The organism is Mycobacterium sp. 3-98 (genome assembly GCF_035918355.1).
In the GTDB taxonomy this organism is placed as follows: Bacteria; Actinomycetota; Actinomycetes; order Mycobacteriales; family Mycobacteriaceae; genus Mycobacterium; species Mycobacterium intracellulare.
In genome coordinates, this window is record NZ_CP142360.1 from 1,401,300 (window position 1) to 1,414,425 (window position 13,126).

The following is a 13,126-nucleotide window of genomic DNA, read 5'->3' on the forward strand; positions in this document are numbered from 1 at the left end:
GCGGTCGATCCATTACATTGCCCTGGGAAGCATTTCGGCCAGCTGGTCACGGCGTCCGTGCGGGAGGAAGTATGCGATCGGGCGGCATCAGATACGTTGTCGTGGGCCTCGTCGTGCTCATCGTCGCGGCATACATCGTGTCGATCATGATGTACGCCCAAGGCGATGCCGTCCGGCGTCTGGACGGTATAACCCCGGTCGTGAGCGCCGACGAGCCCTCGGCGACGATCAACGTCGAAGAGATCCAGTCGAACTACAGCGTGCTCGCCGTCAACCTCGCCTTCAATCCGGGATCGGCGTTGCTGGATCCGAAAACCCACCATCTCAAAGAGGATCTCAGCCTCCGCGTCCGATCCTCGGCGATGCCGTCCCGGCACACCTGGACCAAGGGCATGCTCCCCGGCCTGATGTCGGTCCCGCTGACCATCGCCGGGCAGATCGAACGCTGGCCGTTCGACCAATACCGCTCGGGGCTGATCGAAGTCGAGATCTTCTACGGCCCCGACACCGACCGCGCGCCCGCACACGTGCCCGTCACGTTCGTCGACCACCTCTCGGGGTGGCAGCTCACCGCGACCAGGCCCCAGGCGGACGGCCCCTACCGGCTGCAACTGCGGCGGTCGCTGAGCACCGCGGCGTTCGCCATCGTCATCCTCGGCGTGCTCATCACGATCGCCAGTCTGGCTGTGTTCGTTGCGGTTCAGACCGCGCGGGACCGGCGGCCGTTCCAGCCACCGATGACGACCTGGTACGCGGCGATGCTGTTCGCGGTGGTGCCGTTGCGAAACGCCCTGCCCGGCTCACCACCCTTCGGCAGCTGGGTCGACATCACCGTCGTGATCTGGGTCCTGGTCGCGCTGGTGGCCTCGATGGTGCTCTACATCGGCTGCTGGTGGCGACATTTGACACCGCCGGCGCCCGCGGCCGCTCCGCCGGCCGAGGTCCCGGCGCCATCGGGTAGCTGAGGGGTGGCGGCGTGTTAGCCGCCGAAGTCGCAGGGGCGCGGCGCCCCGCGTGCGAAGGTTGATGTCGTGGCGCCTGCATCGGTTCGAGCACGAGTGCGCAGCATGACGCTGGCGGTGTGGCATTTCGTCAGCACCGCGCCGCTGACCTACGGCTGGCTGTTGGTGCTGATGGTCACGACGATCATCCAGAACCATCTCACCGGCCGGCAGTTGCACTCGGTGTTGTTGCACCGCTCCACCAACATTCACGAATTGGGCAAGGATCCGCTCCACGTACTGTTTTCCAGCCTGCTGTGGATCGACGGCAAAAGCTTCGAGCCCTACCTGCTGCTGTTCACCCTGTTTCTCGCGCCGGCCGAGCATTGGCTCGGTCAGCTGCGCTGGCTCAGTGTGGGATTGAGCTCTCACATCCTGGCCACCTACATCAGCGAGGGCATCCTCTACTTCGCGATCGAGGAACGCGATGCGTCGCAACGCCTCGTGCACGCCCGCGACATCGGGGTCAGCTATTTCCTCGTCGGCGTGATGGCCGTGCTGGCCTACCACATCGCCCGGCCCTGGCGCTGGGGCTATCTGGGGGTGCTGTTCGTCATCTTCGGCTTCCCGCTGATCACGATGGACCGCGTCGACCTCGACTTCACCGCGATCGGGCATTTCGCCTCGATCCTCATCGGACTGTGCTTCTACCCGATGACCCGCACCCGGTCCCGGCGCAGCCGGCAATTGAGTCCCGCGCGACTCAAGGCCATGGCGCGCCGCAGCGTGCCCCCGAGCTGATGGCGGTCCGCGGCGAAAGATGGTGGGCGCCAAGCCCCCGCGACGGCGACACGTAATCTGGCTCTGATGCGGCATTACTACTCCGTAGACGCGATCCGCCAGGCCGAGGCGCCGCTGCTGGCCAGCCTGCCTGACGGCGCCCTGATGCGGCGCGCGGCCTACGGGCTGGCCGCCGAGATCATCGGCGAGTTGGCGGCCCGCACCGGCGGGGTGAGCGGGCGACGGGTGTGCGCGGTCGTCGGCTCCGGAGACAACGGCGGTGACGCGCTGTGGGCGGCCACCTTCGTGCGCCGTCGCGGTGCGGCCGCCGACGCGATCCTGCTCAACCCCGAGCGCACCCACCGCAAGGGGCTGGCGGCGTTCCGCAGGGCGGGCGGCAGGATCGTCGAAAGCGTCTCGCCCGCAACCGATCTCGTCATCGACGGGGTGGTGGGCATCTCCGGCTCGGGATCGTTGCGGCCCGCCGCGGCCGAGGTGTTCGCCGCGGTCGATGACGCGGGGATCCCGGTGGTTGCCGTCGACATCCCCAGTGGCATCGACGCGGCCACCGGTGCCACCAGCGGCCCCGCCGTGCGCGCCGTCCTGACCGTCACCTTCGGCGGGCTCAAACCCGTGCACGCGCTCGGCGAGTGCGGGCGGGTGCGGCTGATCGACATCGGCCTGGACCTGCCCGACACGGACGTGCTGGGCTTCGAGGCCGCCGACGTGGCGGCGCGCTGGCCGGTGCCGGGACCCCACGACGACAAGTACACCCAGGGTGTCACCGGCGTGATGGCCGGCTCGTCGACGTACCCGGGTGCGGCCGTGCTGTGCACCGGCGCCGCCGTCGCGGCGACCTCCGGGATGGTGCGCTACGCCGGCAGCGCGCGCCGCGAGGTGCTCGCCCATTGGCCCGAGGTGATCGCCTCGCCCACCCCCGCGTCGGCCGGGCGGGTGCAGTCCTGGGTCGTCGGGCCGGGATTGGGCACCGACGACGCCGGGGCCGCGGCGCTGTGGTTCGCGCTCGACACCGACCTGCCGGTGATCGTGGACGCCGACGGGCTGACCATCCTGGCGGCCCATCCCGAACTGGTCGCCGAACGCGGCGCGCCGACGGTGCTGACCCCGCACGCGGGTGAATTCGCCCGTCTGGCGGGTAACCCCCCCGGTGATGACCGGGTGGGCGCGTGCCGCAAGCTGGCCGACGCGTTCGGCGCCACGGTGTTGCTCAAGGGGAACGTCACGGTCGTCGCCGATCCGGGCGGTCCGGTCTACCTCAGCCCGGCCGGGCAGTCGTGGGCGGCCACCGCCGGCTCCGGCGACGTGCTGTCCGGCATGATCGGCGCGCTGCTGGCGGCGGGCCTGCCGCCGGGGGAGGCGGCCGCGGCCGCGGCTTTCGTCCACGCGCGCGCGGCGGCGAGCTCGGCCGCCGACCCGGGCCCCGGCGACGCGCCCACCTCGGCCTCGCGCATGGTGCCACACATCCGAGCCGCCCTGGCCGCCCTGTAGACCTATCGAGAGGATTCCCCAGTGCCACAACACCCTTCGCTGCCCGCGCACTCCATCGCCCCCGCCTACACGGGCCGGCTGTTCACCGCGCCGGTCCCCGCACTGCGGATGCCCGACGAATCGATGGATCCCGACGCCGCCTACCGGTTCATCCACGACGAGCTGATGCTCGACGGGAGTTCGCGGCTGAACCTGGCCACCTTCGTCACCACCTGGATGGACCCCGAGGCCGGCAAGCTGATGGCCGAGACGTTCGACAAGAACATGATCGACAAGGACGAGTACCCGGCGACCGCGGCCATCGAGCAGCGCTGCGTGTGCATGGTGGCCGACCTGTTCCACGCCGACGGCCTGAACGACGCCGACCCCTACAGCGCGTGCGGGGTGTCCACGATCGGCTCCAGCGAGGCGGTGATGCTCGGCGGGCTGGCGATGAAGTGGCGGTGGCGCGCGAAAATCGGCAAGGACTGGAAGGGCCGCACCCCGAACCTGGTGATGGGGTCCAACGTCCAGGTGGTCTGGGAGAAGTTCTGCCGCTACTTCGACGTCGAGCCCCGCTACCTGCCGATGGAGGAGGGGCGCTATGTCATCACCCCCGAACAGGTCGTCGACGCCGTCGACGAGAACACCATCGGCGTGGTGGCGATCCTGGGCACCACCTACACCGGCGAGCTGGAGCCGGTCGCCGACATCTGCGGCGCGCTGGACAAGCTGGCCGCCGGCGGCGGTGTGGACGTCCCGGTGCACGTCGACGCCGCCAGCGGCGGATTCGTGGTGCCCTTCCTGCACCCCGAGCTCAAGTGGGACTTCCGGCTGCCCCGGGTGGTGTCGATCAACGTCAGCGGCCACAAGTACGGGCTGACCTATCCCGGCGTCGGGTTCGTGGTGTGGCGCAGCAAGGAGTACCTGCCCGACGACCTGGTGTTCCGGGTCAACTATCTCGGCGGCGATATGCCGACCTTCACGCTGAACTTCTCCCGGCCCGGCAACCAGGTGGTCGGCCAGTACTACAACTTCCTGCGGCTCGGCCGGGAGGGCTACACCAAGGTCATGCAGGCGCTGTCCGGGACGGCGCGCTGGCTCGGTGAGCAGCTGCGGGTCAGCGAGCACTGCGAGCTGGTCTCCGACGGCTCGGCGATCCCCGTGGTCGCGTTCCGGCTGGCCAAGGACCGCGGCTACACCGAGTTCGACGTCTCCCACGAGCTTCGGACCTACGGCTGGCAGGTGCCCGCCTACACCATGCCGGACAACGCCACCAACGTCTCCGTGCTGCGCATCGTGGTGCGCGAGGGCCTGTCCGCCGACCTGGCCCGGGCCCTGCACGATGACGCCGTCTCGGCGCTCAGTTCGCTGGACAAGCTCCGGCCCGGCGGCCACTACGCGGATCAGCACTTCGCGCACTGAGGTGGTGGCGCCGCGCCGTCGAGCGTGGAGTTGTTGCGCCGATCACGCCGAAATCTCGCCAACAAGTCCACGCTCGGCGGCGTGCGGCGCGGTTCTGGGACAATGGCGCCCATGACCGGGCGGGCCGCTACGCCGATATCCCTGACACCGGGCCTCCTCGCCGAGGCCCTGGTGGACCTCGGCGCCATCGCGCACAACGTGCGGCTGCTGTGCGAGCAGGCGGGCGGCGCGCAGGTGATGGCCGTCGTCAAGGCCGACGGGTACGGCCACGGAGCCGCCCAGACGGCGCGCGCCGCGCTGGCCGCGGGGGCCGCCGAGCTGGGTGTGGCCACCGTCGACGAAGCGCTGGCGCTGCGCGCCGACGGCGTCCGCGCGCCGGTGCTGGCCTGGCTGCACCCACCCGGCTTCGACTTCGGGCCCGCGCTGCTGGCCGACGTCCAGATCGCCGTGTCGTCGGAGCGCCAGCTCGACGAGCTGCTCGACGCCGTGCGCCGCACCGGCCGGACCGCGACGGTCACCGTCAAGGTCGACACCGGGCTGAATCGCAACGGCGTACCGCCGGAGCACTACCCGTCGATGCTGACCGCGCTGCGCCGCGCCGTCGCCGAGAACGCCATCGTGCTGCGCGGCCTGATGTCCCACATGGTGTACGCAGACCAACCCGCCAACCCGGTCAACGACCTTCAGGCCCAACGGTTTACCGAGATGCTCGCCCAGGCGCGCGATCAGGGGGTGCGGTACGAGGCCGCGCACCTGTCGAACTCGTCGGCCACGATGTCGCGGCCCGACCTCGCCTTCGACATGGTGCGCCCCGGCATCGCGGTGTACGGACTGAGCCCGGTTCCCGAGCGCGGCGACATGGGACTGATTCCGGCGATGACAGTGAAATGCCCGGTGGCACTGGTGAAGTCGATTCGTGCGGGCGAGAGCGTGTCCTACGGGCACACCTGGACCGCGCGGCGAGACACCACCCTCGCGCTGCTGCCGGTGGGCTATGCCGACGGCGTCTTCCGGTCCCTGGGCAACCGCCTGGAGGTGTTGATCAACGGCCGGCGCCGACCGGGGGTCGGGCGGATCTGCATGGACCAGTTCGTCGTCGACCTGGGACCCGGCCCCACCGATGTCGCCGAGGGCGACGAGGCGATCCTGTTCGGTCCCGGCGCGAGCGGCGAACCCACCGCGCAGGATTGGGCGGATCTGCTCGGCACCATCCACTACGAAGTGGTGACCAGCCCCCGCGGGCGGATCACCAGGACCTACCGCGAGGCGCGAACCATTGAGCCCTGACGGAACCCGCAGGCGCTATAGGGGCAGGGCATGGCTTGCGGGTGGTGCGGGGCTGACGGCCATCGCCACGATCATCGGAGCCTCGGCCCGCCGCTCGATCACCCAACGCGCCACGGTCGAAGACCCTTACGCCCACGAGGATTTCAACCGGCTCGAGGACGACCGCAGCCTGGTGGTGACCACGCCCGACGGGGTGCCGCTCGCGGTCCGCGACGCGGGCCCCGCCGACGCGCCGCTGACGCTGGTGTTCGTGCACGGATTCTGCCTGCAGATGGGGGCCTTCCACTTTCAGCGGACCCGGCTGCCCGACCAGTTGGGCCCCGACGTGCGCATGGTCTTCTACGACCAGCGTGGCCACGGCCGATCCGGCGAGGCCGAGCCCGAGACCTACACGCTGACCCAGCTCGGCAGGGACCTGCAGACCGTGCTGAACGCGGTGGTGCCGCGCGGAATGATCGTGCTGGTGGGCCACTCGATGGGCGGCATGACGGTGTTGTCGCACGCCCGCCAGTTCCCCGAACAGTACGGGCGCCGAATCGTGGGCGCCGCGCTGATTTCCTCGGCGGCCGAAGGTGTGGCGAGATCACCACTGGGCGAGATCCTGAAAAACCCTGCGCTGGAAGCGGTCCGGGTCGCCGCGCGGTCCGCGCCGAACCTGATGCACCGCGGGCGCAACGTATCCCGCTCGCTGATCGGCCCGGTGCTGCGCGCCGCGTCCTACAGCGATCTGCAGGTCAGCCGGAGCCTGGACGCGTTCTCGCAGCGGATGATGAACAGCACGCCGATACCCACCATGGTGGGGTTTCTGGACGCGTTGGAAAAGCACGACGAAACCGCCGGGCTGTGGACCCTGCTGCGGGTCCCGACCCTGATCGCCTGCGGGGACCACGACCTGCTCACCCCGGACGAGTATTCGCGAAAGATGGCCGCCAGCCTGCCGCGGTCCGAGTTGGTCATCGTCGTCGGCGCGAGTCACCTGGCGCTGCTGGACAAGCCGGAGGCGATCAACGGTGGCCTGGTGCGGCTGGTCAGGCGTGCCACCCCGACCAAGGCGGCGCTGCGGCTGCGGCGGATACGGGAAAGGCTGTGGCGTCGTGGGTAAGGGTGAGGGCACCGCGACCTGCGAGCGCGTCGAGGACACGATCGCGTTGGGGACCCGGCTCGGTGAGCAGCTGCGGGCGGGCGACGTGGTGGTGCTCTCCGGTCCGCTCGGTGCGGGAAAGACCGTGCTGGCCAAGGGGATTGCCGCGGCCATGGACGTCGATGGCCCGGTCACCTCGCCGTCCTACGTGTTGGCGCGGGTGCATCCGCCGCGACGGGAAGCCGCCCCGGCGATGATTCACGTCGACATGTACCGGTTGCTCGACCACACCGACAACCAGGGCGCCGACCTGCTCGGTGAGCTCGATTCGCTGGACTTGGACAGCGATCTCGACGACGCTGTCGTCGTGGTGGAATGGGGTGAAGGGCTGGTCGAGCGCCTCGCGGAACGCCACCTCGACATCAGGCTGGAACGCCTCAGCGGATCCGACGTGCGGATCGCGACCTGGCAGTGGGTTGACAGTGAGGCGCACCCATGAGCATCGTCCTTGCCCTCGACACCGCCACCCCGGCGGTGACGGCCGGCATCGTGCGGCGCGAGGACCTGTGCGTGCTGGCGCAGCGGGTCACCGTCGACGCCCGCGCCCACGCCGAACGCCTGACCCCGAATGTGCTTGCCGCCCTTGCCGATGCGGGGCTGGCAATGGCCGACCTCGACGCCGTCGTGGTGGGCTGTGGCCCGGGTCCGTTCACCGGCCTGCGGGCCGGGATGGCCACCGCCGCCGCCTACGGGCATGCGCTCGGCATCCCGGTGCACGGCGTGTGCAGCCTGGACGCCATCGGCGTGCACACCACCGGGGACGCGCTCGTGGTGACCGACGCCCGACGGCGCGAGGTCTACTGGGCCCGCTACCGCGACGGCGTCCGGACCGGCGGACCGGGCGTTGATGCCCCCGCCGACGTCGACCACGGCGGAGCGCAGGCGGTGGCCGGCTCACCCGACCACGCGGCGATGTTCGGCCTGCCGGTGTGCGGTCCCGTCCACCCGACACCGGCCGGACTCGTTGCCGCGGTGGGGGATTGGCGCGATGACCCGGCTCCGCTGGTGGCCCTGTACCTGCGTCGGCCCGACGCCAAACCCCTGGCGGCGCGGCAATGATCGCCGAGCCGGTGACCGTCGGGGCGTTGACGCGGGCCGACGCGCAGCGCTGCGCCGAGCTGGAGGCGCAGCTCTTCGACGGCGACGATCCGTGGCCGGCGGCGGCGTTCAACCGCGAATTGGCCAGTGCCCACAACCATTACGTGGGCGCTCGCGTCGGCGACACACTCGTCGGCTACGCCGGCATCTCGCGATTGGGCCGCACACCGCCCTACGAGCACGAGGTCCACACCATCGGCGTGGACCCCGCCTACCAGGGGCAGGGCATCGGCCGCCGGTTGCTCGACGAGCTGCTGACGTTCGCCGACGGCGGCGTCGTCTACCTGGAGGTGCGCACCGACAACGAGGCGGCCATCGGGCTGTACCGCAGTGTCGGGTTCGAGCAGATCGGCGTGCGCCGGCGCTACTACCGAGTCAGCGGCGCCGACGCCTACACCATGCGGCGGGAGGCGCTGTGACGACGATCTTGGCCATCGAAACGTCGTGCGACGAAACGGGAGTCGGCATCGCGCGGCTGGACACCGACGGCACCGTCACGCTGCTGGCCGACGAGGTGGCATCCAGCGTCGACGAACACGTGCGGTTCGGCGGCGTGGTCCCCGAGATCGCCTCGCGCGCGCACCTGGAGGCGTTGGGGCCCGCCATGCGCCGCGCGCTGGCGACCGCGGGCCTGGACAAGCCCGACATCGTCGCCGCCACCATCGGGCCCGGGCTGGCCGGCGCCCTGTTGGTGGGAGTTGCTGCGGCCAAGGCCTATTCGGCCGCCTGGGGGGTTCCGTTCTATGCGGTGAACCATCTGGGCGGGCACCTGGCCGCCGACGTCTACGAGCACGGGCCGCTGCCCGAGTGCGTGGCGCTGCTGGTCTCGGGCGGCCACACCCACCTGCTGCACGTGCGCTCGCTCGGCGAGCCGATCGTCGAGCTGGGCAGCACCGTCGACGACGCGGCCGGCGAGGCCTACGACAAGGTGGCGCGGCTGCTGGGGCTGGGCTACCCGGGCGGCAGGGTGCTCGACGAGCTGGCCCGCACCGGCGACCGCGACGCGATCGCCTTCCCGCGCGGCATGACGGGGCCGCGCGACGACCCCTATGCGTTCAGCTTCTCCGGCCTCAAGACGGCCGTGGCCCGGCACCTGGAAAGCCACCCGGACGCGGTGAACGCCGATGTCGCGGCCGGGTTCCAGGAGGCGGTGGCCGACGTGCTGACCCGCAAGGCCGTGCGCGCCGCGACGGACCTCGGCGTCTCGACACTGCTGATCGCCGGGGGAGTGGCCGCGAATTCGCGGTTGCGGGAGCTGGCCGAGCAGCGCTGCGCGGCGGCCGGCCTCACGTTGCGGATTCCCAGGCCCCGGCTGTGCACCGACAACGGCGCGATGATCGCGTCGTTCGCCGCGCATCTGGTGGCGGCCGGGGCGGCGCCATCCCCGCTGGACGCGCCCAGCGACCCAGGCCTGCCGGTGGTGAAGGCGCAGGTCAGCTGATCGCTGAGGGCGAACACGCGGGGAGCAGCGGGGCCCCCTTGAGTGCTAGCACTCCCGTGTATAGAGTGCTAGGTGGCAATCGGCCACGCCCTGTGTCGGCACCCGCGACGACGGCGCTCGGGCATGGACGAATGCCGAACACCTGATAATTCGGCAGGTTCCGGGCCCGCCCCGGACCGGCCACCAACTCCCGGTCCGGGCTCGTCCCGGACCCGACCCAAACACTGGAGGGCTCCAATCGTGGCGAAGGTGAACATCAAGCCACTCGAGGACAAGATTCTCGTGCAGGCCAACGAGGCCGAGACCACGACCGCGTCCGGTCTGGTCATTCCCGACACCGCCAAGGAGAAGCCGCAGGAAGGCACCGTCGTCGCAGTCGGCCCCGGCCGGTGGGACGAAGACGGCGAGAAGCGCATCCCGCTGGACGTCTCGGAAGGCGACACCGTCATCTACAGCAAGTACGGCGGCACCGAGATCAAGTACAACGGCGAGGAGTACCTGATCCTGTCGGCGCGCGACGTGCTGGCTGTCGTCTCCAAGTAAGAACCGTGTCCCGCCCCGGCGATCCCCGCGTCCGCGCGGGTGATTTCCGGGGCGGCATGCGTTAGAGCCTCAAAGCTGGGGCGTGAAGGAGCCTGATGAGCAAGATTATTGAGTACGACGAAACGGCGCGCCGCGCCATCGAGGCGGGCGTGAACACGCTCGCCGACGCGGTACGCGTGACGTTGGGCCCGCGCGGCCGGCATGTGGTGCTGGCCAAGGCATTCGGCGGGCCCGCGGTCACCAACGACGGTGTCACCGTCGCGCGGGAGATCGACCTGGAAGACCCGTTCGAGAACCTGGGCGCCCAGCTGGTGAAGTCGGTGGCGACCAAGACCAACGACGTCGCCGGCGACGGGACCACCACGGCGACTGTGCTGGCCCAGGCGCTGGTCAAGGGCGGCCTGCGCCTGGTTGCGGCCGGCGCCAACCCCATCGAACTCGGTGCGGGAATCTCCAAGGCCGCCGACGCGGTGTCCGAGGCCCTGCTGGCGTCGGCCACCCCGGTCTCCGGGAAGGAAGCGATCGCCCAGGTGGCGACCGTGTCGTCGCGCGACCAGCTCCTCGGCGAGCTCGTCGGCGAGGCGATGACCAAGGTCGGCACCGATGGCGTGGTCAGCGTCGAGGAATCCTCCACGCTGAGCACCGAGCTCGAGTTCACCGAGGGCGTCGGCTTCGACAAGGGCTTCCTGTCGGCGTATTTCGTGACCGACTTCGATGCCCAGCAGGCCGTGCTGGACGACCCCGTGATCCTGTTGCACCAGGAGAAGATCAGCTCGCTGCCCGACCTGCTGCCCATGCTGGAAAAGGTCGCCGAATCCGGCAAGCCGCTGCTGATCATCGCCGAGGACATCGAGGGCGAGCCGCTGGCGACCCTCGTGGTGAACTCGATTCGCAAGACGCTCAAGGCCGTCGCGGTCAAGGCGCCGTTCTTCGGCGACCGCCGCAAGGCGTTCCTGGAGGATCTGGCGATCGTGACGGGCGGCCAGGTGATCAACCCCGACGCCGGCCTGCTGCTGCGCGAGGTCGGCACGGACGTGCTGGGCTCGGCTCGCCGCGTGGTGGTCAGCAAGGACGACACCGTCATCGTCGACGGCGGCGGCGCCAAGGACGCGGTGGCCAACCGCATCAAGCAGCTGCGCGCCGAGATCGAGTCCACCGACTCCGACTGGGACCGCGAGAAGCTGCAGGAGCGGCTGGCCAAGCTGGCCGGCGGTGTCGCCGTGATCCAGGTGGGTGCCGCCACCGAGACCGCGCTCAAGGAACGCAAGGAGAGCGTCGAGGATGCCGTCGCGGCCGCCAAGGCCGCCGTCGAGGAGGGCATCGTGGCGGGCGGCGGCTCGGCGCTGCTGCAGACCCGCAAGGCGCTTCAACAGCTGCGCGGCTCGCTGTCCGGCGATCAAGCGCTCGGCGTCGACGTCTTCTCCGAGGCGCTGGCGGCCCCGCTGTACTGGATCGCCACCAACGCCGGGCTCGACGGTGCGGTCGCGGTGCACAAGGTGACCGAGCTGCCCAACGGGCACGGGCTGAACGCGGACAAGCTCACCTACGGTGACTTGATCGCCGACGGTGTCATCGACCCGGTCAAGGTCACCCGCTCGGCGGTGCTCAACGCGGCGTCGGTGGCGCGGATGGTGCTGACCACCGAGACGGCCATCGTGGATAAGCCGGCCGAGGAGGCCGATGACCACGGCCACGGTCATCACCACCACTGAATGAATGACGACAAACGCCCCCGGCTCAAATCGCCGGGGGCGTTTTCGTCGCGCCGATTGCTACGCTGGCCGGACTCTGACTTGGGGAGCGTGAGCGTGAGCTATCCGCAGCAGTGGCCACCGCAACCACCGCAATACCCCCAGCAGTGGCCACCGTCGTACCCGTCGCAGCCGCCTCTTCGACGTAAGACCAATGTCGGGCTCATAGTCGTGCTTGCCGTCGCGGCGGTCGTCGTTCTCGTACCGGTGGCGTTGGTCGGATTTTTTCTCCTCCAGGACATGGCCCGCGATGAGCGCGGTCGAGTCCAGGAAGCCGCATCTCCCACGGCCTTCGATGTGGTGTGCGACGGCGGATCGATCAGTAACGCAGCCGCGTACGGGAAGCCGTACAAGATTGCTGCGTTCGCCCCGGACGACGAGCCGAGCCCGATGCGCGAACTGGCCAATTCCCACTGGGCGGAAGTGACATTGGATTCCCGTGCCGACTACCGGGCGAATCCCGACGACTTCCGCTCGACGAACGTTGTTGCCTGCCTTACCCGCAAATCCGGGACGGAAGTAAAGGCCCGCACCTGCAACTTGCAGACTGACACCGGCGAACACGTCGACGTTGACGTCTACGCAGTTCAGTACGACATCGAATTGCGCGAGGCGAAGACCGGCAAGCGCATCGAGCAACTAGGCACCGTGGACGGTCCCGCAGTAAGTTGCCCGTTACTCGTATGGGTCAAAACGCGCGATCCGAAGGCGTACGCGGGACCCGATTCTGCAGCCGTCAATGCCAAGCTTGCCGAATTCGCGCACAGGTAACTGAATCCCGGCCGGCGCTTGGCTTGGCTTGCATGGAGCAGCACCGAGACGGCCGTCGTCGACAAGCCGGCCGAGAGGGATGACCACGGCCACGATCATCACCATCACTAGCAAGGGGTCTCGGCTGACTCAAAGATGCACCCTCGGTCTTGGGACCGGGGGTGTTTCTCGTCGTCGGGCGCCTGCGCGCGATGACCGCGATTTTTGAGGCAGCAAGCTAAGCCACCACTTGCGCCGAACAATGTATCTAACAGGACATACACGCGCTCGACGTGACGTGCCAGCTAACGAATCTGTTGTGTCGTCTGTGTGCTATGGGATGATGCTGCACTGTGCACGGACCCGAATATCAAGACGATGACAGCGTGGTCGACTGGCCGTTGTGCATCGGGCAGGACATACCGCCGTACGTCTTCATACCTCCGTCAGATGTACCGGCTAGTGAGTGGATAGCGGACAT

13 protein-coding genes are annotated in these 13,126 nt (G+C 69.4%); all 13 read left to right on the forward strand.

Going from position 1 to position 13,126, the window contains the following annotated elements; translation table 11 throughout:
* Positions 1-71 precede the first annotated feature (71 nt).
* The 13 genes from QGN30_RS06880 (at position 72) to QGN30_RS06940 (ending at position 12,666) form a co-directional block, all read left to right on the forward strand.
* Positions 72-965 carry a DUF4436 domain-containing protein gene (locus QGN30_RS06880; RefSeq protein ID WP_008260207.1) on the forward strand — a complete coding sequence of 298 codons (894 nt, stop codon included), beginning with the start codon at positions 72-74 and terminating at the stop codon, positions 963-965.
* Between the two features lie 66 nt (positions 966-1,031).
* Positions 1,032-1,742: a rhomboid-like protein gene (locus tag QGN30_RS06885; RefSeq protein ID WP_085981092.1), complete on the forward strand. Its 711-nt coding sequence runs from the start codon at positions 1,032-1,034 to the stop codon at positions 1,740-1,742.
* A gap of 66 nt (positions 1,743-1,808) precedes the next feature.
* Positions 1,809-3,230, forward strand: coding sequence for an NAD(P)H-hydrate dehydratase (locus QGN30_RS06890; RefSeq protein WP_248923229.1), 1,422 nt, complete (start codon positions 1,809-1,811; stop codon positions 3,228-3,230).
* Positions 3,231-3,251: 21 nt separating this feature from the next.
* Positions 3,252-4,634 carry a glutamate decarboxylase gene (locus tag QGN30_RS06895; RefSeq protein ID WP_009957468.1) on the forward strand — a complete coding sequence of 461 codons (1,383 nt, stop codon included), beginning with the start codon at positions 3,252-3,254 and terminating at the stop codon, positions 4,632-4,634.
* A gap of 111 nt (positions 4,635-4,745) precedes the next feature.
* Positions 4,746-5,921 (forward strand): alanine racemase, encoded by a 1,176-nt coding sequence (alr, locus tag QGN30_RS06900; protein ID WP_009957469.1) that lies wholly within the window; start codon positions 4,746-4,748, stop codon positions 5,919-5,921.
* A gap of 52 nt (positions 5,922-5,973) precedes the next feature.
* The gene (locus QGN30_RS06905) at positions 5,974-7,023 is read left to right on the forward strand and encodes an alpha/beta fold hydrolase (protein WP_179293521.1); all 1,050 of its coding nucleotides are present in this window, start codon (positions 5,974-5,976) and stop codon (positions 7,021-7,023) included.
* Positions 7,016-7,501 (forward strand): tRNA (adenosine(37)-N6)-threonylcarbamoyltransferase complex ATPase subunit type 1 TsaE, encoded by a 486-nt coding sequence (gene tsaE / locus QGN30_RS06910; protein ID WP_095562906.1) that lies wholly within the window; start codon positions 7,016-7,018, stop codon positions 7,499-7,501. The genes QGN30_RS06905 and tsaE overlap by 8 nt, the downstream gene beginning before the upstream one ends.
* Entirely contained in the window at positions 7,498-8,121 is a 624-nt protein-coding gene (gene tsaB, locus QGN30_RS06915; RefSeq protein WP_095562905.1) for a tRNA (adenosine(37)-N6)-threonylcarbamoyltransferase complex dimerization subunit type 1 TsaB, read from the forward strand. Before tsaE ends, tsaB begins: the two co-directional genes overlap by 4 nt.
* Complete coding sequence (rimI, locus tag QGN30_RS06920) at positions 8,118-8,579, forward strand: ribosomal protein S18-alanine N-acetyltransferase (RefSeq protein ID WP_009957474.1); 462 nt, start codon at positions 8,118-8,120, stop codon at positions 8,577-8,579. Before tsaB ends, rimI begins: the two co-directional genes overlap by 4 nt.
* Positions 8,576-9,601 carry a tRNA (adenosine(37)-N6)-threonylcarbamoyltransferase complex transferase subunit TsaD gene (gene tsaD, locus QGN30_RS06925; protein WP_038537473.1) on the forward strand — a complete coding sequence of 342 codons (1,026 nt, stop codon included), beginning with the start codon at positions 8,576-8,578 and terminating at the stop codon, positions 9,599-9,601. The genes rimI and tsaD overlap by 4 nt, the downstream gene beginning before the upstream one ends.
* 240 nt (positions 9,602-9,841) lie before the next feature.
* Complete coding sequence (gene groES, locus QGN30_RS06930) at positions 9,842-10,144, forward strand: co-chaperone GroES (RefSeq protein ID WP_007167930.1); 303 nt, start codon at positions 9,842-9,844, stop codon at positions 10,142-10,144.
* 95 nt (positions 10,145-10,239) lie between these two features.
* Positions 10,240-11,856 carry a chaperonin GroEL gene (groL, locus tag QGN30_RS06935; protein WP_014383248.1) on the forward strand — a complete coding sequence of 539 codons (1,617 nt, stop codon included), beginning with the start codon at positions 10,240-10,242 and terminating at the stop codon, positions 11,854-11,856.
* 96 nt (positions 11,857-11,952) lie between these two features.
* On the forward strand, positions 11,953-12,666 hold the full coding sequence (locus QGN30_RS06940; protein ID WP_225331404.1) for a hypothetical protein: 714 nt from the start codon (positions 11,953-11,955) through the stop codon (positions 12,664-12,666).
* Positions 12,667-13,126 lie beyond the last annotated feature (460 nt).